Consider the following 22931-nt stretch of genomic DNA (forward strand, 5'->3'; position numbering starts at 1 on the left):
CCTAGGCCGCCTGCGGCAGCGCCGACCCCAGCTTTTCCAGCAAATGATCGCACTGGAATACGGACAGGGTCTGGCGCTGCGCCTCCGTGCCGATATCGATCATTTCATCCATTTCGCTGCGCAAGTCGTCATGCGCGCCCGTGCGGATGATTTGCGGCGCCGCAAAGCGCTGGCTGTCCGAGATGGTCATGATGTTGTCGACATGGTCGACGAGGAAGCCGTAGCGCTCGGCGCCCCGTTCCACGATGAGGATCTTGCCCGCGCTGGCGTCCGCCAGGGGTTTCATCGCGTACAGCTGGCGCAAGTCGATGATGCTGATGATTTGCTGGCGTAAATTCAGCATGCCGCGCATGCAGGCCGGCATGCCCGGTGGCGTCGTGATGGCGCCGCTGAAATCAATGATTTCGCGCACTTGCCCGATTTCCACGGCGAAGCGGGTTTCCACCGTAAACGTGATGTAGACGCGGCGCTGCGCCTTGCGCGTGGCGGCGCTGGCCGTTTCCGTGTCGGCCGGATACAGGCGGGCGTGGCCGTCGTGCATTTCGACGATCTCCGCCTGCGACAGGATGCCCTTGTGGTCGAGGAAAATGATGTCGCCCAGGCCCTCTTTCGTGATGCAGCCGGCGAACATGGCCGCGCGGGCCTTGCTCAGCAGGGGAATCGGCAACACCTCGTCGCCAAAGAAATGCACGATGCTGTCGACGGAGTCGACGAGAAATCCCACGCTCGTGCCATCGAGGCGCACGACGATGATGCGCTGCTCGCCGGTCGCCTCCTTGCCGGACCCGCCCGCTTGCAGCAGGACGCCGAAGTCGACGACGGCCACCTGGCTGCCGCGAAAATGCATGCGGCCAAGGCACAGCTCACTATTCAGCAGGGAGCCGTGCAGTTCGGGCACCCGGATGATTTCCTGGATGGCCAGCATTTCGAAGGCGAACGCGGCGCCGGCCGCGTGAAAGCTGACGCACTGCCGGCGTTCGCTTTGCGCGTGGTAGCGGGCCGTGCTCAGTTTGGAGCCCGTCGCTTGCAGGGCCAGCACATGGGGCACGTTTTCGATGCGCAGCAAGGCGTGCGGGTCGAGGATTTGCAGCAGGCGCGCGCCGCCATCGAGCAAGATCGTACCGGCGATGACGGCGTGGCTGTCGCCGGCCGCATACTGCAGGGCGCAGCGCGCGCTGGCGGGCACGCGCAGGATGTCGCCCGTATTCTGGAAGACGATGCCGATCAGCACCTGCTGGAAATCGAGGATGGCGATCTTGTCCGTGGCCACGGCGCGCGGCGCATCGGCGCGGAACAGCCGTCCCAGGTTGACCACCGGAATGACGCTGCCGCGCAAGGTGAACATGCCTTCCAGATAAGCGGGCGACAGGGGCAGCGCGGTGACTTTGGCGGGATAGTTGACGACCTCGCGGATGCAACTGGCGGGCAGGGCGAATTCATCGTCGCCCAAGTGGAAGGAGCCGAACAGTTCGGTGGCCGTGTCGCTGGCGCCCTCTTCATGCATATCCATATAGGCCTTCCTTGCGAGGAATCAATTCGGGTGGCGCCACCACATCGGTGACGACATAGCGGTGCTTGGCGCAATCGATCAGCAACTGGCGCCCGTGGCGGCCGCCCAGCGCGCAAAAGCTCACGTGCAAGCCGCACTGGTCCAGGTATTTTTGCGCCGCTTGCGCGTTTTGCCGGCCCACCTGCAGGCGCCCATGGCCATTCGCGGGGCCAAACATGCTGGCGCCGCCCGCCAGCACCACGTCGATGTCGGCGTAATCGGCTTGGCGCACGCCCATCAGGCGCAGCAGCGAAGGCACGGCCTGACTCACATAGCGCGCGCCAAGAGCATTGTCGGCCCTGGGCGCTTCCGGCAGCAAACAGTGGGCCAGACCGCAGCAAGGGCCGTTCTTCCAGATGAAACCGATGCCGATGCAGGAGCCCAGCAGCGCCTGCAGCTGTTCGCCATGCGTGCCCACGCTAAGTTGCCCCATGCCAACATGGTGCAGCGGCAGGCCATGCTCGATGATGATGCTCATGCGCTACCCGCCTTATAAATCATGGGAAATTCGAATTGATAGCCGGTGCCGAGGCGGGCGATGGTTTCCGACTCGCCCAGGATCAGCCGCCCCTCGTCCTTCAGGCTCAGGCGCGCCTGGCGCAGCACGGTTTCCTGGTGCCCGGCGTCGAAATAAATGAGCACATTGCGCAGGAACACCAAGTCGAACTGCCGCGCCGGGCGCAATGCCTCCAGCAAATTATGCTGCGCAAAGCTGACGTGCTGCCGCAGCTCGTCATTGACCTTGACGCCATGCGGCGAGGGCGTGAAGTATCTGCGCAGTAAGTCCGGGTGCGACAGGCGGATGCGCTCGACGGAACGGCCGCTGTACTGGCCGGCCCGCGCTGCGCCCAGGATCTGCTGCGAAATGTCGCTGGCCAGGATCTGGTAGCGGAAGGCGGGCGCTTGCAGCCTGAATTGCTCGCACAGCATGGCGATCGAATACAGCTCTTCGCCGCTGGCGGCCGCCGCCGACCAGATGGCCAGACTGCCATCGGGATGGGCGTGCGCCCAGGCGGGCAGATAGCGGTCGCGGAAGTAATCCCAGATCGATGGCGTGCGGAAAAACAGGGTGTCGTTGGTGGTCACCAGGTCGATGAAATGGGCCACCTCGTCGCGGTCGCTGGTCACGCGCTCCAGGTAAGCCTGGTAGCTGTGCAGGGACAGCGCTCGCAGCCGTGGCTGCAAGCGCCGTTCCAGCAAGACGCTCTTGCGCGCGGTCATGGCGATGCCCGTATGCTGGCGCACCAGCGCGATCAGGCTCGTCAGCACCTCGGGCGTCAAGGTGGCCGCGTGGCTCATGGCCTACACCACGAAGCCGGAGACAGTCTGGTTCAGGCTGCCCGCGCGCTCGTTCAGCCCATCCGTCGAGCGGGCGATGCTGTCGCAATTGGCAGCCGACTTTTCCGTTTCCTCGGCGATGTACTGGATCGCCGTCGACACTTCGCGCGCCGTCAGCAGCTGCTCGTTGGCCGCCTTCGAGATATCCGAGATGGCCAGCGTGGTCTTCGCCACGCCCGAGACGATCTTGTCGAAGGCATCGCTGGCCTGGCGCGAAATCTCGCTGCCCGTCGAGACGCGCTTGACGGATTCGTTGATCAGCTTGGAAATCTCTTTTGTTGCCTGCGAGGAACGCTCGGCCAGCTTGCGCACCTCGTCGGCGACGACGGAAAAGCCCAGGCCGTGCTCGCCCGCGCGCGCCGCCTCGATGGCCGCATTGAAGGCCAGCATGTTGGTCTGGTTGGCGATCTCGCTGATGACCTTGACGATTTCGCCGATGTCTTCCGACGAGCGGTTGATCAAGTCCATCGCCTCGATCGACTTGGCGACGGCGCGCGCGCCCGCTTCCGCTTCCTGCTGCGTGGCTTTCGCCAGGAAATCGGCATTCGAGGTGTTTTCCGCGATGGAGTTGATGGAAAACGTCAGGCCATCGATGGAGGCGTTCATTTCTTCCACCGTGGCGCCCAGCGCCTGCGTGCCCACGGCCACGCCCGTGGCCCGCTCGGCGATGGCATGCGAGGCGTCGGCAAAGCCGTTGGCGGCAGACACCACGGTGCCGATCACGCCGCGCAAGTCGATGATCATCTTGCTGATGCCGCCGGCCAGCAGGTCGATCGGCTCGTCGCCTTCGGGCACGATATTGCAGGTCAGGTCGCCTTGCGCCGCGCGCGCCACCGAGTCGAGCAGGGCATTGACCTTGCGGCTGTCGTTGGCGGCCTTGGCCTGGATGCTGTTTTCCAGGTTCACCTGGTCCGTGATGTCGATGGCGAACTTGACCACTTTATACGGCTTGCCGTTCAGGTCCAGGATGGGATTGTAGGTCGCCTGTATCCACACCACCTTGCCATGGTTGCCCAGGCGCTTGTAGCGGCCCGCGTCGAATTCGCCGCGGTTGAGCTTTTGCCAGAATTTCTTGTACTCGGCACTGCCGGCATACTCGGGCTCGCAGAACATGCGGTGGTGCTCGCCCTGGATATCGCTCAAGTCATAGCCCATGACGGCAAGGAAATTGTCGTTCGCGTCCAGTACATTGCCCTGCATGTCGAATTCGATCACGGCCTGCGCCTTGCCGATGGCGCTGACCTTGCCTTCGTATTCGACATTGCGCTTTTTCAGGGCGGTGACGTCGGTGGCGAACTTGATGACTTTATACGGCTTGCCGTCCGCGTCGAGGATGGGATTGTACGACGCGTTGATCCACACTTCGCGCCCGTCCCTGGCGCGGCGCTTGTATTCGCCCTGGTCGAATTCGCCCCGCCCCAGCTTGGCCCAGAAGTTGCTGTATTCGTCCGTTTTTACATACTCGGGGTCGCAGAGGATGGCATGGTGCTTGCCTTGCACTTCGGCCAGGGTATAGCCGAGCACGCGCAGGAAATTGTCATTCGCATGCAGGATGGTGCCGTCGAGTTCGAATTCGATCACGGCCTGGACACGGTTCAATGCAGTATTTATCGCTTGTAAGTCCAGATCCTGGGAGTGGCTGACATGGCTGGCTGCGTCCATCATATTTCCTTCGGTGTGAGAAGAGGAAGGGGAGCGATAAGGCTGCTGTTATTATTTTTTCTGCTATCCAGATAAGACAGGAAATAAGGCAACGATGTTATTGCAGTGGGCGACATCTGGTGATAATCGGTGAGAATGTGCGCGATGAACGGCCGTCAGTGCTTGTCCTGCGGTTTGCCTTAACATAAATAAATTGTAGAGTATTGATTTGAATCAATAATTTTATTATTCCCCAGCGTCTGGCGAAAAACAAGGGGCGGGAATAAATCATGTCAAAATTGTCGCAATTGGCCCCGGCCGGCATATAAGAAAAACATTTTTTCGCATTATAAAACACCGTTATTATTGTTAATATTTTCTTATATAAATGAATATGCAAGTGATAGCTTCTACTGGGGCTGGCTGCTTGCAGCAGAATCTTTCCGCAAACCTTGAGGTACCATGGCGTACCATGCTGGCGCCCGGGCGCATGCGACAAAAATAATACGAGCGTTCTTTTATGCGGTATAGTGAAGCTTCATCCCTTGCAACCACCTCATACGTTGAGCAAAACCAATAAGGAAGAGACATGAGTGCTGAATATCAAGTGAACGGCGCCGTTGCCGTCATTACCCTCGCCAATCCGCCCGTCAATGGGCTGGGCCTGGCGACGCGCACGGCCGCTGTTGCGGGCATCCGCCAGGCGCTGGCGGACGAGGCCGTCAAAGCCATCGTCATCACGGGCGCCGGCAAGGCCTTTTCGGGCGGCGCCGATATCAAGGAATTCAATTCGCCCAAGGCGCTCACGGAACCGACCCTGCACACCCTGATCAACGTCGTCGAGCAATCCACGAAGCCCGTCGTGGCGGCCATCCACAGCGTGTGCATGGGCGGCGGCCTGGAGCTGGCGCTCGGTTGCAACTACCGCGTGGCCGCGCCTGGCGCGCAGATGGCCTTGCCGGAAGTCAAACTCGGCATCTTGCCGGGCGCGGGCGGCACGCAGCGCCTGCCGCGCGTGCTGGGCCTGGAAATGGCCCTCAACATGATCGTCTCGGGCACGCCCGTGGCATCCGAGAAACTGGCCGGCACGGCCCTGTTCGATGAAGTCATCGCCCCCGGTGCCGACTTGTTGCAAGCCGCCGTGGCCTTCGCCACCAAGGTGGCCGACGTGCGCCCGCTGCCGAAAGTGCGCGAGCGCAAGGTCGATTACCCTAACCACGAAGCGTTCCTGCAGTTTTCGCGCAATACCGTCAAAGCCATGTCCGGCCCGTTCCCCGCACCGCTCAAATGCGTCGATGCCGTGGCGGCCGCCGTGACGATGAAATTCGACGATGGCTTGAAGTACGAGCGCGAACTGTTCATGCAACTGGTGCAGTCGCCCGAATCGAAAGCCTTGCGCCACGCCTTCTTTGCCGAGCGGATCGCCAGCAAGGTGCCCGACGTGCCGTCCGACACGCCCGTGCGCACGATCGCCAGCGCCGCCATCGTGGGCGCCGGCACCATGGGCGGCGGCATCGCCATGAATTTCGCCAACGCGGGCATCCCCGTGATGCTGCTGGAAACAAAACAGGAAGCGCTGGACAAGGGCCTGGCCACCATCCGCAAGAATTACGAGAACACGGTGAAAAAGGGCAAGCTCACGCAAGAGAAGGCCGAGCAGCGCATCGCTCTGGTGAGCGGCACGTTAGCCTATGCCGATATCGCGCAAGCCGACATCGTCATCGAAGCCGTCTTTGAAGAGCTGGGCGTGAAGGAAAGCGTGTTCAAACAGCTCGACGCCGTCATGAAGCCGGGCGCCATCCTCGCCTCGAACACGTCCACTTTAGACCTGGACAAGATCGCCGCGTTCACCCGGCGCCCGCAAGACGTGATCGGCACGCATTTCTTCAGCCCCGCGAACGTCATGAAGCTGCTGGAAATCGTCCGTGGCAGGGAGACGGGCAAGGACGTGCTGGCCACGGCGCTGGCGCTGTCGAAAAAGCTGAAGAAGACGGGCGTCGTCTCGGGCGTGTGCGACGGTTTCATCGGCAACCGCATGATCGAGCAATACAGCCGGCAAGCCGGTTTCCTGCTGGAAGAAGGCTGTCTGCCGGAACAGGTCGACAAGGCGGTGGAGAAATTCGGCTTCGCCATGGGCCCGTTCCGCATGGGCGACCTGGCCGGCAACGACATCGGCTGGGCCATCCGCAAGCGCCGCTACGTGGAAAAACCGGACGTCACGTATTCGAAGACGGCCGACCTGCTGTGTGAACTGGGCCGCTACGGCCAGAAGACGGGCGCCGGCTGGTACGACTACAAGGCGGGCGACCGCAAGGCGTATGCCTCGGAACAGGTCAATGCCATGATAGTCCAGCATTCCGCCGATATCGGCGTGGCGCGGCGCAAGATCAGCGACCAGGAAATCGTCGAACGGCTCGTGTATGCGCTCGTCAACGAAGGCGCGCGTATCCTGGAAGAGGGCATCGCCCTGCGCGCCTCGGATATCGACATGGTGTACCTGACGGGCTACGGCTTCCCGCTGTTCCGCGGCGGCCCCATGTTCTACGCCGATACGGTCGGCTTGCCGAACGTGCTCGATACCATCAATGGCTACGCGAAAGGCCGCCATGGCGAAGCGTGGACGCCAGCGCCGCTGCTGGTGAAGCTGGCGGGCGAGGGCAAGGGTTTCAATAGCTAAGCCGATGCCAACAATATTGTCGGATTACGCGCGGCTTTGCCGCGCTAATCCGACCTACCCGGCTGCTGGGGTCAGACCCCCGAATTACTTCTTCTTCGCCACCATCTTGACCGCCTCGTTGACGATGACGGGGTTGTCTTTCTGGATGTAGTAGCCGGCGCCCGTGATACGCTCGATGGCTGGCGCGCCGGACAGGCGCTGCCAATCCTTTTCCTGCGCCCGCACCACGTTTTCAAACGAACCCATTTCCTCGATGCCGAACTTGTCGCGCACCAGCAGCATGGCGGGCACGCGCAGGGGGCTGCTCATGTCGACATGCTGCAGGCACTGCGTCTGGGCATCGAATTCGGCCGATTCCGTACTGTTGAACATGAGTTTGCGCCGCGTTTTCACGAGCATGGCGTAGGCGGACGCGTCCGTCTGCATTCGGCTCCATTGCTGCGGGTGCGTGGGGTCGAGCAAGACCAGGCCGGCCACATCCTGCGGGTACAGCCTGGCATACACATACTGGTACAGCCCGCCCAAGCCATGGCCGACCAGCACATATGGCGGTTTCAGGCCCGCTTGCGCCAGCAGGGCGCGCTGCTGGGCGGCGATGGTGCACGGGTCGCGCGGCGTGGTGGTCTTTTTGCTGTCGCCGTAGCCGGGGCGGTCGTACACGAGCACGCGATGCTGTCTGGCCACTTCGGGCACCACTTTGGCCCACACATCCTTGCCATCGCCCATGGCTGACTGGAACACCACGGGCAAGCCGCTCTGGCCGCTCAAGGCATAGGCGATGCTGGCGTCGGGCAGGGCGGCCGTGGCGGGCACGCCTGGCGCGGCCGGCGACGACGGCAGCAGGGAGCAGCCGGAAAAACAGCCTGCCAGCAGCAAGCCGGCGCTGGAGAGGAGCAGGGTGCGCGCGGGGCGGCCGACGAATAGATGATGCATGAATTTCCTTCTTGGGGCAGAGACCGGGGACCGGTATGGCGTGCCAGCCATTATAGGCAAAACGTATCGAAGTGGAAACGCCGAACAGAGGCGGATTTCCCGCTGTGCTAGCCGGCGTCGGCGCGATGGCAGACGGCTTCGATGCGGTTGCCGTCCGGATCGAACAGGAAGGCCGCGTAATAGCTGGCGTGGTAGTGGCGCAGGCCGGGCGCACCCAGGTCGATGCCGCCGTGCGCCAGACCCGCATGCCAGAAAGCATCGACGGCCGCGCGCGAGGGGGCCTTGAAGCAGCAGTGGCGGCGTGGCGCGTCGTCGGGCCTGGGGCCCAGGCGCACGGAAAAGTAGCTGCGTCCGGGGTGTTCCGCATCGCTGCGTTCGCCGTAGCCTATCCAGGCATGGGCATGGTCGCTGCCTACCTTGGGCACGCCCAGTGCGGCGAAGATGGCGTCGTAGAAGCGCTCGGCGCGTTCCAGGTCGGCAACGGTGAGGGAAACGTGATCGAGCATGGGCTTTCCACTGGAAGAACAAGGACGGCCATAGCATAGCCCGGATCAGGACGGCCGTGGGCCGAAGTAACCGAGTGATACCGGCGGCGGCCGACCGCCGGTTAAGGCCGGTTGGCGAGCCGCGCCACGATACTGCGGCTCATCAGCTGCACGCGCGGCGCGAACAGCATCACGGCGCAGAAAGCCACGGGCCAGGCGGCAAAAAACGCATGGCGCCAGCGGGGCAGGAAGTCCGCCTGCAGGCCGATATTGAGCCAGGTGACCCAGGCGCTCATCAGCAGGGTCATCACCAGCGACATCAGGAAGGCAAATACACAGCGCAGGCGCAGGGCTTCGGACATGGGGATCTTTCAAAGTGTGAGGATATGGCAGCGTAACGACTTGCAGCAATCTATACTAGAGCCATATTTTTAATTTCAAATTCCATAAATGCAATCATGCTTGATGATTTAGCCCTGTTCGTCGCCATCGTCGAGGCGGGCAGCCTGCATGCGGCGGCCGTCAAGGAAGACTTGCCCGCCGCCACCGTCACGCGCCGGCTGCAAAAGCTGGAAAGCCAGCTCGGCTACCGCTTGCTCAACCGCAGCGCGCGCCGCCTGCAGCCGACGGCGGAAGGCTGGCAATACTATGAGCAGTGCCGTCCCCTCGTGCACGCCTTGCGGCAAGCGACGCAGCAGCTCGACGCCAGCCTGTCGGCCGTCTCGGGCAGCATCCGCGTGCTGGCGCCCGTGAATTTCGCCAGCGGCTTGCTGACGCCGGCCTGGGTCAGCTTCATGCGGCAGTACCCGGATATCCGCCTGGAGCTGGAACTGTCGAACCTGCTGCAAGACCTGGTGGGCAGCGGCGCCGACCTGGCCATCCGCGTGGGCGCGCTCGACGATTCTTCGCTGATGCAGCGCCGGCTGGGCAGCGCCGCGCTGGTGATGGTGGCCGCGCCCGCCTACCTGGCGCGCGCCGGCGTGCCGCGCGACTTGCAGGAATTGGAAAAGCACGAGCTGATCGTCGCCGAACCGCTGCGCAGTTGGCGTTTGCGGCGGCCCGGCGATGGCGCCGAGATGGTGATCGAACCGCAGGCGCGCCTGCGCGTCAATGAAATGCGTCTGGCCGTGGAGATGGCCGACGCGGGCATCGGCATCCTGCTGTGCCCGCTTCTGCAGTGCCGCGACGAAGTGGCCAGTGGCAGCCTGGTGCGCGTGCTGCCCGACTGGATGCCGCAGCCGCGTCACGTGTACGCCGTCTGGACGCAGCGGCGCTACCTGCCGGCCCGCGTGCGCGTCTTGCTCGAACACCTGGCGGCGTTTGCGGCGGCCAATCCGCTGTTGAACGGGGATGACGGGGCCGAACAGCGCGACGCGCCGGGAATCCTTTCTATTTAGTAATACCGAGCGCTTGTACTTTCCGTCGGGATCGCGTTAAGATAAAGCTGCCCGCTTATCCAGCGGGCAATCTGGTGTTTTTACGCGCAATTTCGTCCCTATCCATGAGAGTAGCAATGAAATATCTGATCGTTCCCTTCTTGCTGGCCATTACCGGCTGTGAAGTACTGTATGACGCGAACCGGGACAAGATCGGTGAGTATTGCAACAGCCTTAATAATTTTGACGACCGCAATGCCTGCCGCAAGCGTAACCAGACCAGCTACCAGGAATACGTGCAGCAGCGCGACCAGGTGAAACAGGGCACGAGCGATAAATAAGCCTGCCGTCGCCTGCGCCGCATACGCTGCATAAAAAAAACGCCGCTGACCAGTCAGCGGCGTTTTGCTTTGCGGGCCCCAGCATTGCGGCCGGGGCTGGCGCAGGATCAATCGTCGGCGTAGATATTGTTATCCTTGGTTTCCTTGACGAACAGGGTGCCGATGACCACCGTCGCCAGGGCGATGACGATCGGATACCACAGGCCATAATAAATGTCGCCCTTGAAGGCCACCAGCGCGAAGGCCGTGGTCGGCAGCAAGCCGCCGAACCAGCCGTTACCGATATGGTAGGGCAGGGACATCGAGGTGTAACGTATGCGCGTCGGGAACATTTCCACCAGCATGGCGGCGATCGGGCCATACACCATGGTCACGTACAGCACCAGGATGAACAGCAGCAAGACGACCATCGGCTTGTTGATCTGGTCCGGATCGGCTTTCGCAGGATAGCCAGCTTCCTTGATGCCGGCGCCGATTTCTTTCTTGAACGCCGCTTCCTTGGCTTTGCTGTCGGCGTCGAAATTCAAGCCGTCGGCCGTCATGACGGCGTTAAACGAGGTCAATTCCTTGGTGCCGATGCGTACCTTGGCGATTGAGCCGGCCGGCGCGTCTTCCTTCGTGTAGTTCACCGAGCTGTTTGACAGGAAAGCCGTGGCGATGTCGCACGAGGACGGGAATTTCTTCTGGCCCGTCAGGTTGAACTGGAAATGGCACGATGCGGGATCGGCCACCACCACCACTGGCGAGTTCTTCAGTGCTGCTTCCAGCTGCGGATTGGCGAAGTGGGTCAGGCCGCTGAAGATGGGGAAGTAGGTCAGGGCGGCGATCAGACAGCCGCCGAGGATGATGTACTTGCGGCCGATGCGGTCCGACAGGCTGCCGAAGAACAGGAAGAACGGCGTGGCCAGCAGCAGGGCGATGGCGACCAGCACGTTAGCCGTTGCCAGGTCCACTTTCAGGGTCTGGATCATGAAGAACAGGGCGTAGAACTGGCCCGTGTACCAGACGACAGCCTGGCCGGCCGTCAGGCCGATCAGGGCCAGGATGACGATCTTCAGGTTTTTCCACTTGCCGAACGCTTCCGTCAGCGGCGCTTTCGAGGTCTTGCCCTCGGCCTTCATCTTGGAAAACGCCGGCGATTCATTCATGGCCAGGCGGATCCACACGGAAATACCCAGCAGGATGACGGAGACGAGGAAGGGCACGCGCCAGCCCCACGCCTCGAATTCCTTCTCGCCTGTGGCCAGGCGGGTGCCCAGGATGACCATCAGCGACAGGAAGAAACCCAGGGTTGCCGTCGTCTGTATCCACGCCGTAAATGCGCCGCGCTTGCCTTCAGGCGCGTGCTCGGCCACGTAGGTGGCTGCGCCGCCGTATTCGCCGCCCAGCGCCAGGCCTTGCAGGATGCGCAGGATGACGAGGATGATCGGTGCGGCGATGCCGATGGAGGCATGGCCCGGCAGCAAGCCGACGATGAAGGTGGAGCCGCCCATGATCAGAATCGTGATCAGGAAGGTGTACTTGCGACCAATCATGTCGCCCAGGCGGCCGAAGACCAGCGCGCCGAATGGACGCACGATGAAGCCGGCGGCAAAGGCCAGCAGCGCGAAGATGAAGGTGGTGGTGGGGTCGCCGATGAAGAATTGCTTGGCGATGATCGATGCGAGCGAACCGTACAGGTAAAAATCGTACCATTCAAAGACGGTGCCGAGCGAGGATGCAAAGATGACCTTGCGTTCCTCGGGCGTAATCGGCGTTCCCTTGGTGGAAAATTTCCGTACGTCGGCCGAGCCGGATGGTGATGCCATGGTTTGTCTCCCTATGTTTTATAGTGAACTGCTGCCGAGGTCTTTTTGACCATTCTTGCAACAGCTTGGGCCGAGTGTGTTCTTCGAACCTTACGCCATGCTTGCTTGAAACTTACGCCAAGCTTACTAGTGGTGCGCGTCAGAACTTTGCGAACGATCGTACTTAAATGTGCTATTCTGATTCCGCAGATACCCTACCTATAATATTTCCCACAAGGAGACACAGCATGAATGAAGCCGTCATCGTATCGACCGCCCGCACGGGCCTGGCCAAGTCCTGGAAGGGGGCGTTCAACATGACGCACGGCGCCACCCTGGGCGGCCACGTGCTGGCCGCCGCCATCGAGCGCGCGCGCATCGAGGCGGAGGAAGTGGAAGACGTGCTGGTCGGCTGCGCCTTTCCCGAAGGCGCCACGGGCGGCAACATCGCGCGCCAGGTGGCCTTGCGCGGCGGCTGCCCCGTCACGACGGCCGGCATGACCGTCAACCGCTTTTGTTCCTCGGGCTTGCAGGCCATCGCCCTGGCGGCGCAGCGCATCATCGCGGGCGAAGGCGATATCTATGCGGCGGGCGGCGTGGAATCGATTTCCTGCGTGCAAAATGAAATGAATACGCATATGTACCGCGATGTCTGGCTGCAGCAGCACAAGCCGGAAGTGTACTGGCCCATGCTGCAGACGGCGGAAACCGTGGCCAAGCGCTACCAGATTTCGCGCGAGCGCCAGGATGTGTATGGCGCGCAAAGCCAGCAGCGCGCAGCAAGCGCCCAGGCGGCCGGCCTGTTCGACGCGGAAATCGTGCCGATGACCACCATCATGGGCGTGGCTGACAAGGCCAGCGGCATGCTGGTGTCGCGCGAAGTGACGATCTCCAGCGATGAAGGCATCCGCTTTGATACCACCTACGAAGGCGTAGCGAAGATCCGTTCCGCCATGCCGGGCGGCGTCATCAGCGCCGGCAATGCCAGCCAGTTTTCCGACGGTGCCTCGATGGCCATCGTCATGAATGCGAAAGTGGCCGAAGCCAAGGGACTGCAGCCGCTGGGCATTTTCCGTGGTTTTGCCGTGGCCGGCTGCGAACCCGATGAAATGGGCATCGGCCCTGTGTTTGCCATCCCGAAACTGCTGAAAAAGGCGGGCCTGACGGTGGCCGACATCGGCCTGTGGGAACTCAACGAGGCATTTGCCGTGCAAGTGCTGTATTGCGCCGACACCCTGGGCATCCCCATGGAGCGCCTGAATGTGAACGGCGGGGCGATTGCCGTGGGCCACCCGTACGGCGTGTCGGGCGCGCGCCTGACGGGCCACGCCTTGATCGAAGGCAAGCGCCGTGGCGTCAAATACGTGGTGGTGACCATGTGCATCGGCGGCGGCCAGGGCGCGGCCGGCCTGTTCGAAGTGCTGTGATGTTTGCTTGAACCCAGTCTGCGGGCGGCTTCCAGGGCCGCCCGTTTGCATTCCATCGGTGCGCTCTGCAAAATACGCCGATAGCGGGTACAGTCATGCTTCATTCATAAACAAGCCGCCTGCCACCATGCTCAAGCACATCGTTTTCTGGAAACTCAAAGACCACGCCGAAGGCGCCGACCGCGCCACGAATGCCCTGAAACTGAAAGCCCTGCTCGATTCCTGTTCGGACCTGGTGCCCGGCATATTGAAATTCGAGGCGGCCGTGGCCCAGCCGGGCCTGGAAGCCACCTACGACATCGTCCTGTACAGCGAGTTCGCCAGCCGCGCAGCGCTCGACGCCTATCAGAACCATCCCGAGCACGTGAAAATCAAGCCGTTCTTTGGGGCGGTTCGGGAAGCAAGGCAATGCATGGATTACGAAGTCTGAAAACCCGTTAACCCCAAACGAAGGGCTGGGGTCAGACCCTCAGGGTCTGACCCCGGTCTTTGCTCTGGGGTTTAGATTGTTCGTCCAACAAGGAGCCTTCATGACCACCTACCAACGCATCGTCCTCGCCTCGCGCCCGACGGCCGAAGTGCAGCCAGATAACTTTCGCCTGGAAACCAAAGACATTCCCGCCATCACGGATGGGCAATTGCTGGTGCGCAACCAGTACCTGTCGCTCGATCCCTACATGCGCGGGCGCATGAGCGCGAATAAAAGCTATGCGGCGCCGCAGGCACTCGATGAAACCATGATCGGCGGCACGGTGGGCGTGGTGCTGGAATCGAAGCATCCGAAGTTCGCCGTGGGCGACACCGTCGTGGGGACCTTGGGCTGGACGGAAGTGGCCGTATCGGATGGCACCATGCTGCGCAAGGTCGACACGACGCATATCCCTGCCTCCGCCTATCTGGGTTCCGTCGGCATGCCCGGCATGACGGCCTGGTATGGCTTGAACCAGATCATGGCGCCGAAAGCGGGCGAAACCGTGGTCGTGTCGGCCGCCGGCGGCGCCGTGGGCAGCGTCGTGGGCCAGCTGGCGAAGCTGAAAGGTTGCCGCGTGGTTGGCATCGCCGGTGGGGCGGAAAAATGCGCGTATGTCGTCGAGGAACTGGGTTTCGATGCCTGCGTCGACTACAAGGCGGGCAATCTGGCGGCCGACCTGGAAGCGGCGACGCCGGACGGCATCGACGCCATCTTTGAAAACGTGGGCGGTGCCGTGTTCGATGCGGCCCTGGCGCGCACCAACGCGTTTGGCCGAATCGCCGTGTGCGGCTGGATCGCCGGCTACAACGGCGAGCCGACGCCGCTCGACAATGCCCGCTTCATCCTCACCAACCGCCTCACCGTGCGCGGCTTCATCGTTTCGGAACAGCCGGAATTCTGGCCGCAGGGACTGGCGGAACTGGGTACCCTGGTGGCGACGGGCAAGCTGAAATTCCGCGAATCCGTGGCCGACGGCCTGGCCAGCGCACCGGAAGCGTTCATCGGCCTGTTGAAAGGGCGCAACTTCGGCAAGCAGCTGGTCAAGCTCGGCTGATCTCGCCGAGGAAAGGCGGGCCGTGCGACAATCACGGCCCGTCTCTTATTACTCGCTACCATGACCAAGCACACCATCCGCCTCGGCGACTGGGCCACCCTGGGCCCTGACGCCACCGCCATCCGTTTTGAAGTTTTCGTCGATGAACAGAAAGTGCCGGCCGAGATCGAACTCGACGACATGGACGCCGTCTGCCTGCACGCCGTCGCCTACGACGATGCCGGCAAGGCCATCGGCACGGGCCGCTTACTGCCGGACGGCCACATCGGCCGCATGGCCGTGCGCCAGCCGGGTCGCGGCACGGGAGTGGGCGGCGCCATCCTGACCTTGCTGATGGACAAGGCGCGCGAACGGGGAGATCAGGCGGTGGTGCTGAACGCGCAAACCGTGGCCGCGCCATTCTATGCGCGCCACGGTTTCGTGCAGCAGGGGGAACAATTTGAAGAGGCGGGGATTGCGCATGTGGAGATGCGGCTGGTGTTATAGGGTGTTGTCGGATTACGCGCGTAGCGCTAATCCGACCTACGACGTCAACGGTAGGTCGGGTTAGCGCGCAGCGCGTAACCCGACACCACCAGCACCATCAGTTCTGCGCGTGCGACTGGCGCCATTTATCGAGAATCACCGCCAGCACGATCACGACACCCTTGGCCACATACTGCCAGAACGATGACAGTCCCAGGATCGTCAAGCCATTGTTCATCACGCCGATGATCAGCGCGCCGATCACGGTGCCCCAGACGGAACCCACGCCGCCCATCAGGCTCGTGCCACCGAGCACCACGGCCGCGATGGCATCGAGTTCATAACCGGTACCCCAGTTGCCGTTGGCCGCATACAAGCGGCTGGCCGACATGGCGCCGCCCAGGCCAGCGAACAGGCCGCTGATGGTGTAGACAAACATCAGCACGAGGCCGACCTTGATGCCTGTCAAACGTGCCGCCTGGATATTGCCGCCGACGGCGTAGATATGCAGGCCCAGGGTCGTCTTGCGCAAAATAAACCAGGTCAGCACGACAACGGCGGCCGCCAGCCAGATCAGCCAGGGGATGGCCAAAAAGCTGCCGTTGCCCATCCATTCGAAGCTGGGGATTTCTGTGTTCAGCACGCTGGTGCCGTCCGCCAGCAAATAGGCCGCGCCGCGCAGCGCCGTCATGGTGCCCAGGGTCACGACGAACGGGTTCAGGCCGACGAGGGCCACCAGCACGCCATTGAGCGCACCCAGCAGCAGGCCGACGATCAAAAACGTGGGAATCGAGAAGCCGGCGAACTGGGCCGACAAGGACATCAGCATGCCTGCCACGGCCGAGACGGCCAGCACGGAGCCGACGGACAGGTCAATGCCGCTGGTCAAGATGACGAACGTCATGCCCGAGGCCAGCACGATATTGATCGATACTTGACGGAAGATGTTCATGGTGTTGTTGCTGGTCATGAAGGTCGACGTGCCGTCGGCCGAGAAATACACGGTCAGGCCATACATGGCCAGGTACAGCACCACCAGCACGGGCAGCATGCCCAGGCGGCGCATCAGGTTCGAGGCATTGAAGGGTTCGCCGGCGCGCGCGGCGCCGCGGGTGGTACTCGTTGTCATGATTTGCTATCTCCTGTTGATTATTCTTATGCCGCTTCCAGCTGGGTGGCGTAGGCGAGGATGTTTTCCTGCGTGATGTCGTCGCCCGTCACTTCGCCCGTCAGGCGTCCTTCGCACATCACCATCACGCGGTCGCAAATGCCGACCAGTTCGGCCAGTTCGCTGGAAATGCACAGCACGGCCGTGCCCGCGTCCGCCAACTGGTGGATGATCTTGTAGATTTCGCTCTTCGCGCCCACGTCCACGCCGCGCGTCGGTTCGTCGAGGATCAACACTTTCGGTGCAATGGCCAGCCAGCGCGCCAGCAAGACTTTCTGCTGGTTGCCGCCGGACAATCCCCCCACGATGCCTTCTGGCCCCGAGACCTTGACGTTCAGATTGGCAATCGCCTCGCGCGTGAGCTGGGTCAGGGCGCCACGGTTGACCACGCCCGCCGTCGAATGCCTGGACAGGATATTCATCGACATGTTTTCCATGGCCGACAGTTGCATGAACAAGCCCAGGCTCTTGCGGTCTTCCGGCAGGTAGCCGATGCCGTGGCGGATGGCCGCCAGCGGCCGCTGGATGTGCACTTCCTGGCCGTCGAGCCACACTTGACCCGATTGCTTCTTGTCGGCGCCAAAGATCAGCCGCGCCAGTTCCGTGCGGCCCGCGCCGACGAGGCCGGCAAGACCCGTCACTTCGCCCGCATGCAGGCTGAACGAGGCGGGCTTGACCTTGCCGCCGCCCATGTTTTCCACGCGCAGGCGCTCGGCGCCCCGCGTCGTGCGCCGCTGGTGCGCATAAAAGTCGTCGGCGGGGCGGCCCACCATCATTTGCACGACTTTCTTTTGATCCAGCTCATCCTTGCCCAGCTCGCCCACATAGGCGCCGTCGCGCAGCACCGTGATGCGGCGCGCCAAACGCTCCACCTCGGCCATGCGGTGGCTGATGTAGAGCACGGCCAGGCCCTTGTCGCGCTGCTCTTCGATGATGCGGAACAATTGTTCTGTTTCCCGGTCGGACAGGGCGGCCGTGGGCTCGTCCATGATCAGGATGCGGCTTTCGTGCACGAGGGCGCGGGCGATTTCCACCTGCTGCTGCTCGGCGATCGACAGGGTGGACACCATGGTGTCCGCGTCGAAGCGGGAACCGAGGTCGGCCAGGATGGCGTTGGTGCGCGCGCGCATTTCGCCGCCCTTGACGGTCCAGAACGGGCCTTGCGGTTCGCTGCCCATGAAGACGTTCTGCGCCACCGTCATGTTCTTGGCCACGCTCAGTTCCTGGTAAATCAGGTTGATGCCCAGCGCGCGGGCCTCGCCCGGGTTGCGGATGCGAATTGGCTTGCCGTCGAGGATGATCTCGCCCGCGTCGGGGGTGTACACGCCCGAGAGGATTTTCATCAGGGTGCTCTTGCCGGCGCCATTCTCGCCCATCACGGCATGGATTTCGCCGCTGCGCACCGTCAGGTGCACGCCGCGCAGCGCGCGCGTGGCGCCGAAGCGCTTCTCGATGCCGCGCATTTCAAAAATAATATCGTCGCTCATGACTGTCCTTCCTTGCTGGTGAAACTGGCGCCGCCCGCCAACTGGCCGGCGGCGCCACGTGGTTCAGGTCAGGCAGATCAGTTCTTTACCCAGCCCGTGTAGGTGGCGACGTTTTCCTTGGTGATGGCCGGGGTCGGCAACAGCACCATGGTCTGCTTCGGCGTACGGCCGTTCATGATGTCGTAGCCCATCTGCACGGCATCGGTGGCCATGCGGTACGGGTTTTGCGCCGAGGTGGCGGCAAACAGGCCGGCCTTGTTTTTCAGGGCGTTCTGGCCATCGGGCGCGCCATCGACGGCCGTGATCAGTTTCACGTCCGTGCGCTTCGATTGCTTGATCGCCAGTTCGGCGCCGATGCCGGTCGGGTCATTGATGGCGAACACGGCGTCGATCTTCGGATAGGCCGTCAGCAAGTTCGACATCACGGTCATGCCGCCGTCGCGGCTGCCGCCCGCGTTCTGGTTGTCGGACAGGATTTTTATGTCCTTGAAGGCGGCCAGGGTTTTCTTGCAGCCATTGACGCGGTCGATCACGGACGTCACCGGCGGGCCGTTGAGGATCACCACATTGCCCTTGCCGCCGATCTGTTTGGCCAGGTAGGCGCACGACACGTCGCCTGCCATGGTGTTGTCGGACATCACGGTGGCCGAGGCGCCCACGGCGCCCACGTCGACGGCGATCACGACCACGCCCGCATTGCGCGCTTTCTTGATGGCCGGGGCGATGCCCTTGGAATCGACGGCGTTCAGGATGATGATGTCGGTCTTGTTGGCGATGAAGTTCTCGATCTGGTCCACCTGGGTGTTCAGGTCATACTTGCTCGACACCGTGGTGACTTTCACGCCCGGGCCACCGAGCTTTTTCGCACTTTCTTCCGCGCCGCGGCCAATCGCCACGAAGAACGGGTTGGCCAGGTCGCCCACGCTCACGCCGATCGATTTCAGCGGTTTGTCGGCGGCAAAGGCGCCGCAGGCGGCGGACAGCAGCAGGGTGGCGGTAATGACTTTTTTCATGAGGATCTCCAAGGGTTTTTATTGTAAAAACAAACGGTGCTGCGGGTGAAAAACTATTAAGTTCTTAACTTTTCGATCATGGCGTCCAGCTTGCCCGCATCGACGGCAAAGCCGCGGATGCCTTCGGCCAGCTTTTCGGTGGCCATCGCATCGTCGTTCAGGGCGTAGCGGAAAGCGGCCTCGTCATACGTGATGGCCGGCTGCGCCGCGCCCAGGTCGCCGCCCAGCGCGCGCTCGAACGGTGCGTTGGACGCTTCGAGTTTCGCCAGCAAGTCCGGGCTGATGGTCAGCAAGTCGCAGCCGGACAAGGCCGTGATCTGCCCCACGTTGCGGAAGCTGGCGCCCATCACTTGCGTGGCGATGCCATGTTGCTTGTAGTAATTAAAGATGCGCGTGACCGATTGCACGCCTGGATCGTTGGACAGGCTGCGCGCCGCTTCGTCCCATGCCGCGCCCAGCGATTTTTTATGCCAGTCGTAGATACGCCCCACGAATGGCGAAATCAGCCGTACTTTGGCATCGGCGCAGGCGACGGCCTGGCAAAACGCGAACAGCAGGGTCAGGTTGCAAAAGATGCCATCTTTTTCCAGTTCGCGCGCCGCCTGGATGCCTTCCCAGGTGGCGGCGACCTTGATCAGCACGCGCTCGCGGGCGACGCCCGCCTGCTCGTACAGGGCGATCAGGCGGCGTCCGCGGGCGACGGTGGCGTCGCGGTCAAAGCTCAGGCGGGCATCGACTTCCGTCGACACGCGGCCCGGCACGACTTTCAAAATTTCCAGGCCGAAACGCACCAGCACTGCATCGACGATATCGTCGAGCGCAGCGTTCTTGTGCGCGGCAACTGTGCTTTCCAGCAAGGGCGCGTAATCGGGCTGCAGCACGGCTTTCAAGATCAACGACGGATTGGTGGTGGCGTCTTGCGGCGCGAAACGGGCCAGTTGCAGGAAATCGCCCGTGTCGGCGACGACGGTGCTGTGTTGCTTCAATTGTTGCAGCTGATTCATTGCTATTCCTTATCACTGAGTTGGTGCAGAGCTTGCACGGCTGGAAACAGGCTACGGTAGCGGCCGTAGCGGATGCTCAAGGCTGCGCTGTGCGCGGTATCGGGCAGGAAAGTGTTTTTGATGGGCAAGCCCTGCGTCAGCAGGCTGGCGTCACCGATGGCGGCAAAGCCCAGCTTGGCCGCACCGAGGCTGGCCGACAGTTCGCTGTTGTGCAGGGTGCGCATGTCGCGCCCCAGCACATTGGCCAGCAGCTGCGCCCAATACTGGCTGCGCGCGCCGCCGCCCACCAGCATGCAGTGGGGCACCACCGCACCCGTCGAGGTGACGGCCGCCATGGCGTCGCGCAAGGCAAAGGCCACGCCTTCGAGCACGGCGTAGCCCAGCTGCGCCGGCGTGCTGTCGTGGCCCAGTTGCAAAAAGGCGCCGCGCACCTGCGGGTCGTTGTGCGGCGTGCGCTCGCCCGACAGGTACGGCAGGAACAGCGGCGCGGATGGCGCGACGGGGGCATCGAGCGGCACGGCGCTTTCCACCAGCGCCAGCAGCGCTGCCTCGTCGGGCAGGCCCAGCACGCCAGTGGCCCAGCGCAAACAGCTGGCGCCCGACAAGATCGCGCCCATCGCATACCAGCGGCCGGGCAGGGCGTGGCAAAAGCTGTGCACGCCGCCGGCCGGGTTGCCCAGCGGCCTTTCGGTGACGGACACGATGGCGGCGCTGGTACCGAGCGAAATAAAACTGTCGCCGCCGTTGACGGCGCCGATGCCCACGGCCGAGACGGGGTTATCGCCGCCACCGCCCGCCACCACCACGTTCATGGGCAAGCCTAGCTGGTCGGCGACGGCGGCCAGCACGGTGCCCGTGGCCGCGTCGCCTTCGGCCAGCGCCGGCATCTGATCCAGGCGCAAAGCGCAGGCGGCCAGCATGGGGGCGAACCAGGCGCGAGCGGCCTCGTCCAGCCACAGGGTGCCGGCCGCGTCGGACATGTCCGTCAGCTTGATCCCCGTCAACTGCAGGCGCAGATAGTCTTTCGGCGACAGCAGGCAGGCGATGGCGGCAAACGCGTCAGGCTCATGCTTTTGCAGCCACAGCAGTTTTGGCGCCGTCAGGCCCGCCATGGGCAGGCTACCCGTCACGTCCGCGTAGGCGGGATAGTCGCGCGCCAGTGCGGCCGCCTCGGCTTCGGCGCGCGCGTCGTTCCACAGGATGGCGGGACGGATCACGTTGTCGTTGGCATCGAGCAGCACGGCGCCATGCATCTGGCCCGACAGACCGATGCAGGCGATCTGCGCATAATCCTGCGGCCAGCCGGCGCGCAGCTGGGCCAGCGCGTTGACGCAGGCGGCCCACCAGTCCTGCGGCGCCTGTTCGGACCAGCCCGGCTGCGGGCGGCTGGTGTCGATGCGTACGGACGCCTGGCCGCGCACGGCGCCAGTGCTGTCCATCAACACGGTTTTCAGTTCGGAGGTACCGAGGTCGATACCGAGGGAAATCGCTGGATGCATATTGGGTTTGCTGTAAAAGGTCAGGGGCAGCCGCAGGAGTTGCGTACGCGCAAGGTTGGCGACAAACGCTGCACGTGCTGGGCGCGGTCGGGATTGGCGATGCGGTCGATCAACAGGTCGACGGCCATGGCGCCCAGCTCTTCGAGCGGCTGGGCCATCACGGTCAGGCGGGGGCTGAAGTAATCGGCCCAGTCGAAATCATCGAAGCCGGCCAGCGCGACGTCTTGCGGTACAGCAATGTGCGCGTCGCGCAAGGCGTGCATGGTGCCGATGGTCATCAGGTTGTTGCCGGCCACGATGGCCGTCGGGCGCTGCCCGGGTGGCAGGGCCAGCAGTTCGCGCGTGGCCGCGCCGCTGTGTTCCAGGTTGGAATCGCCCGAGCGCAGCAGTTCGGGGTCAAAAACGATATTGGCGCGCTGCAAGGCCAGGCGGTAGCCGTCGATACGCTCGTGCGTCGTGGACAGGCCGGGCGCCCCCGCGATGAAGCCGATGCGGCGGTGGCCGTGGGTCGCGATCAAGTGGCTGACCAGTTCGGCCGTCGCCTCGATGTTTTCCACGCCCACCTGGTCGAACGGTTGCGGCGACATGCGGTCGACCAGCACGGAAGCGATCTTGTTGCTGTTTAAATAGGCGAGGGCGCGGTTGTGCGGATCGCCGGACGGCGCCAGCACGATGCCATCGACGCGGCGCTGGTGCAGGTTCTGCACCACCTTGAGTTCCTGTTCGGGATCGTCATGCGTATCGGAAAACAGCATCATCAAGCCGTGGCGCGTGCAAGCGGCCTCGATGGCGCGCACGGTTTCGCTGAAATAATGATTGGTGAAGGCGGAAATGGCCACGCCGATGGTGCCCGACGACGAGCCGGCCAGCGCGCGCGCCAGCATGTTCGGCACATAGCCGATCTGCTGCATGGCCGCGTTGACGGCGGCGACGGTTTTCGGGCTGACCTTGCGGGTGCCGTTGAGTACGTGCGAGACGGTCGACAGCGATACGTCCGCCGCCCGCGCTACATCTTCCATGGTGGCCATGGTGTCTCCTGATGGTTTTATTCTTATTGTGTGCTGCGATAGTGTGCGGCTGTGTCGCCGCGTTTGAATCTATCGTAAACAAAAGAAAGCGCTTGCGCAAGCGCTTTCTTTTTTGTGCGGATGGATGCCGAGGGGCTTTTCGATGAAGACAAGGGGAAGCGTGCGTAGGTCGGATTAGCGCGCCAGA

21 protein-coding genes are annotated in these 22931 nt (G+C 62.8%); 7 read left to right on the forward strand and 14 right to left on the reverse strand.

What is annotated here, in order from left to right; translation table 11 throughout:
* Position 1 precedes the first annotated feature (1 nt).
* From K0F86_RS10625 to K0F86_RS10640, 4 genes are read right to left on the reverse strand one after another with little or no spacing between them, the layout of a single operon-like run.
* On the reverse strand, positions 2-1510 hold the full coding sequence (locus K0F86_RS10625; protein WP_257572091.1) for a chemotaxis protein CheW: 1509 nt from the start codon (positions 1508-1510) through the stop codon (positions 2-4).
* On the reverse strand, positions 1497-2027 hold the full coding sequence (locus K0F86_RS10630; protein WP_219134356.1) for a chemotaxis protein CheD: 531 nt from the start codon (positions 2025-2027) through the stop codon (positions 1497-1499). The genes K0F86_RS10625 and K0F86_RS10630 overlap by 14 nt, the downstream gene beginning before the upstream one ends.
* A complete protein-coding gene (locus tag K0F86_RS10635; RefSeq protein WP_219134357.1) occupies positions 2024-2848 on the reverse strand; it encodes a protein-glutamate O-methyltransferase CheR in 825 nt (274 codons plus the stop codon). Before K0F86_RS10635 ends, K0F86_RS10630 begins: the two co-directional genes overlap by 4 nt.
* A 3-nt stretch (positions 2849-2851) precedes the next feature.
* Positions 2852-4486 carry a PAS domain-containing methyl-accepting chemotaxis protein gene (locus tag K0F86_RS10640; protein WP_306823193.1) on the reverse strand — a complete coding sequence of 545 codons (1635 nt, stop codon included), beginning with the start codon at positions 4484-4486 and terminating at the stop codon, positions 2852-2854.
* Positions 4487-5117: 631 nt separating this feature from the next.
* Here K0F86_RS10640 and K0F86_RS10645 point away from each other — a divergent pair.
* Positions 5118-7205, forward strand: coding sequence for a 3-hydroxyacyl-CoA dehydrogenase NAD-binding domain-containing protein (locus K0F86_RS10645; protein WP_219134359.1), 2088 nt, complete (start codon positions 5118-5120; stop codon positions 7203-7205).
* A gap of 84 nt (positions 7206-7289) precedes the next feature.
* Here the strand turns inward: K0F86_RS10645 and K0F86_RS10650 are convergent, their stop codons facing one another.
* The 3 genes from K0F86_RS10650 to K0F86_RS10660 all read right to left on the reverse strand — a co-directional run bounded on the left by K0F86_RS10650 (position 7290) and on the right by K0F86_RS10660 (position 8985).
* Entirely contained in the window at positions 7290-8138 is an 849-nt protein-coding gene (locus K0F86_RS10650; protein WP_219134360.1) for an alpha/beta fold hydrolase, read from the reverse strand.
* A 107-nt stretch (positions 8139-8245) separates the two neighbouring features.
* Positions 8246-8644, reverse strand: coding sequence for a VOC family protein (locus K0F86_RS10655; protein ID WP_219134361.1), 399 nt, complete (start codon positions 8642-8644; stop codon positions 8246-8248).
* A gap of 101 nt (positions 8645-8745) precedes the next feature.
* Positions 8746-8985: a DUF2798 domain-containing protein gene (locus K0F86_RS10660; RefSeq protein ID WP_219134362.1), complete on the reverse strand. Its 240-nt coding sequence runs from the start codon at positions 8983-8985 to the stop codon at positions 8746-8748.
* 96 nt (positions 8986-9081) lie between these two features.
* On the opposite strand from K0F86_RS10660, the gene K0F86_RS10665 reads away from it, so the two are divergent.
* Positions 9082-10020: a LysR family transcriptional regulator gene (locus K0F86_RS10665; RefSeq protein ID WP_219134363.1), complete on the forward strand. Its 939-nt coding sequence runs from the start codon at positions 9082-9084 to the stop codon at positions 10018-10020.
* Between the two features lie 116 nt (positions 10021-10136).
* The gene (locus K0F86_RS10670) at positions 10137-10340 is read left to right on the forward strand and encodes a hypothetical protein (RefSeq protein WP_219134364.1); all 204 of its coding nucleotides are present in this window, start codon (positions 10137-10139) and stop codon (positions 10338-10340) included.
* 107 nt (positions 10341-10447) lie between these two features.
* Here K0F86_RS10670 and K0F86_RS10675 read toward each other — a convergent pair whose 3' ends face one another.
* Entirely contained in the window at positions 10448-12148 is a 1701-nt protein-coding gene (locus tag K0F86_RS10675) for an MFS transporter (RefSeq protein ID WP_219134365.1), read from the reverse strand.
* Positions 12149-12375: 227 nt separating this feature from the next.
* On the opposite strand from K0F86_RS10675, the gene K0F86_RS10680 reads away from it, so the two are divergent.
* From K0F86_RS10680 to K0F86_RS10695, 4 genes are all read left to right on the forward strand, one after another.
* A complete protein-coding gene (locus K0F86_RS10680) occupies positions 12376-13554 on the forward strand; it encodes an acetyl-CoA C-acyltransferase (protein ID WP_219134366.1) in 1179 nt (392 codons plus the stop codon).
* A 127-nt stretch (positions 13555-13681) separates the two neighbouring features.
* The gene (locus tag K0F86_RS10685) at positions 13682-13984 is read left to right on the forward strand and encodes a Dabb family protein (RefSeq protein ID WP_070218360.1); all 303 of its coding nucleotides are present in this window, start codon (positions 13682-13684) and stop codon (positions 13982-13984) included.
* Between the two features lie 100 nt (positions 13985-14084).
* Positions 14085-15080, forward strand: a complete 996-nt coding sequence (locus K0F86_RS10690) for an NADP-dependent oxidoreductase (RefSeq protein ID WP_219134367.1) — start codon at positions 14085-14087, stop codon at positions 15078-15080.
* Between the two features lie 60 nt (positions 15081-15140).
* Entirely contained in the window at positions 15141-15566 is a 426-nt protein-coding gene (locus K0F86_RS10695) for a GNAT family N-acetyltransferase (protein WP_219134368.1), read from the forward strand.
* Between the two features lie 97 nt (positions 15567-15663).
* Here K0F86_RS10695 and K0F86_RS10700 read toward each other — a convergent pair whose 3' ends face one another.
* The 6 genes from K0F86_RS10700 to K0F86_RS10725 all read right to left on the reverse strand — a co-directional run bounded on the left by K0F86_RS10700 (position 15664) and on the right by K0F86_RS10725 (position 22744).
* Positions 15664-16674 carry a ribose ABC transporter permease gene (locus K0F86_RS10700; RefSeq protein WP_219134369.1) on the reverse strand — a complete coding sequence of 337 codons (1011 nt, stop codon included), beginning with the start codon at positions 16672-16674 and terminating at the stop codon, positions 15664-15666.
* A 26-nt stretch (positions 16675-16700) separates the two neighbouring features.
* Positions 16701-18200, reverse strand: a complete 1500-nt coding sequence (locus tag K0F86_RS10705; RefSeq protein ID WP_219134370.1) for a sugar ABC transporter ATP-binding protein — start codon at positions 18198-18200, stop codon at positions 16701-16703.
* A gap of 77 nt (positions 18201-18277) precedes the next feature.
* Complete coding sequence (locus tag K0F86_RS10710; RefSeq protein WP_096235540.1) at positions 18278-19213, reverse strand: ABC transporter substrate-binding protein; 936 nt, start codon at positions 19211-19213, stop codon at positions 18278-18280.
* A 56-nt stretch (positions 19214-19269) separates the two neighbouring features.
* On the reverse strand, positions 19270-20217 hold the full coding sequence (tal, locus tag K0F86_RS10715; RefSeq protein WP_219134371.1) for a transaldolase: 948 nt from the start codon (positions 20215-20217) through the stop codon (positions 19270-19272).
* A 2-nt stretch (positions 20218-20219) separates the two neighbouring features.
* Positions 20220-21704 carry a xylulokinase gene (xylB, locus tag K0F86_RS10720; protein ID WP_219134507.1) on the reverse strand — a complete coding sequence of 495 codons (1485 nt, stop codon included), beginning with the start codon at positions 21702-21704 and terminating at the stop codon, positions 20220-20222.
* 32 nt (positions 21705-21736) lie between these two features.
* Positions 21737-22744, reverse strand: coding sequence for a LacI family DNA-binding transcriptional regulator (locus K0F86_RS10725; protein WP_219134372.1), 1008 nt, complete (start codon positions 22742-22744; stop codon positions 21737-21739).
* Positions 22745-22931 lie beyond the last annotated feature (187 nt).

Source organism: Janthinobacterium sp. UMAB-60 (assembly GCF_900095235.1).
Classification (GTDB): domain Bacteria; phylum Pseudomonadota; class Gammaproteobacteria; order Burkholderiales; family Burkholderiaceae_D; genus Janthinobacterium.